Consider the following 925-nt stretch of genomic DNA (forward strand, 5'->3'; position numbering starts at 1 on the left):
CACCAGGGTCAAGGAGGACGCCGCGATCGGCGTCGTGTTCACCACGCTCTTCGCGCTCGGAGTCGTGCTGATCTCGAAGAATCCCAGCCAGGTGGACCTGCACCACGTCCTGTTCGGCAACCTCCTCGGCCTGGCCGCGACCGACGTGTGGCAGGTGTCGCTGCTTGCCGCGGCCGTGTTCGGTGTGCTCGTCGTCAAGCGCCGGGACCTGACCCTGTTCGCCTTCGATCGCGTCCAGGCCCACACGCTCGGCATCTCCCCCGCACGACTGTCGGCACTGCTGCTGGCGCTGCTGGCCGTGACGATCGTGTCGGCCATTCAGGCGGTCGGGGTGATTCTCGTCGTCGCCGTGCTGATCATCCCGGGCGCCACCGCGTACCTGCTCACCGACCGGATCTCCCGGATGCTGATCCTCGCGCCGGTTCTCGCGGTCGCGTCGTCGATCGTCGGTGTGTACACGAGCTACTACTCCGACGCTGGGCAGGTGCCTGACAGGAGCGAGACAACCACGACGACGGAAGCGCTGACCTCCGTCGCCCAGGACTACCTGAAGGTCATCTGGACCGTGCAGGAATGGTCCGGCGAGAAGGTCTCCACGAAACTGCTCGCCGAGAAGCTCGGCGTGTCCGCCTCGACCGTCTCCGAAGCCGTGCGCCGGCTCTGCGACCAGGGTCTGCTCGACCACGAGCGGTACGGCGCGATTTCGCTGACCGACGCGGGGCGCGCGGCCGCCGTCGCGATGGTGCGCCGGCACCGGCTCATCGAGACGTTCCTCGTCCGCGAGCTCGGCTACGGCTGGGACGAGGTGCACGACGAGGCCGAGATCCTCGAACACGCCGTGTCGGAACGGATGATCGCCGCGCTCGACGCGAAACTCGGCTTCCCCGAACGCGACCCGCACGGCGACCCGATCCCCACCCCGGAC

Annotated in this window: 1 protein-coding gene and 1 pseudogene; both read left to right on the top strand. The window is 68.2% G+C overall.

Annotated elements, in window-relative coordinates:
- Positions 1–34: 34 nt before the first annotated feature.
- Positions 35–418 (top strand): annotated as a pseudogene (locus A8G15_RS32080) (metal ABC transporter permease); the annotation flags it as partial.
- Between the two features lie 66 nt (positions 419–484).
- The coding region (locus tag A8G15_RS26065) for a metal-dependent transcriptional regulator (protein WP_156665571.1) at positions 485–925 on the top strand (441 nt) is incomplete at its 3' end.

The sequence above is a fragment of the Rhodococcus phenolicus genome (genome assembly GCF_001646785.1).
GTDB lineage: Bacteria > Actinomycetota > Actinomycetes > Mycobacteriales > Mycobacteriaceae > Rhodococcus > Rhodococcus phenolicus.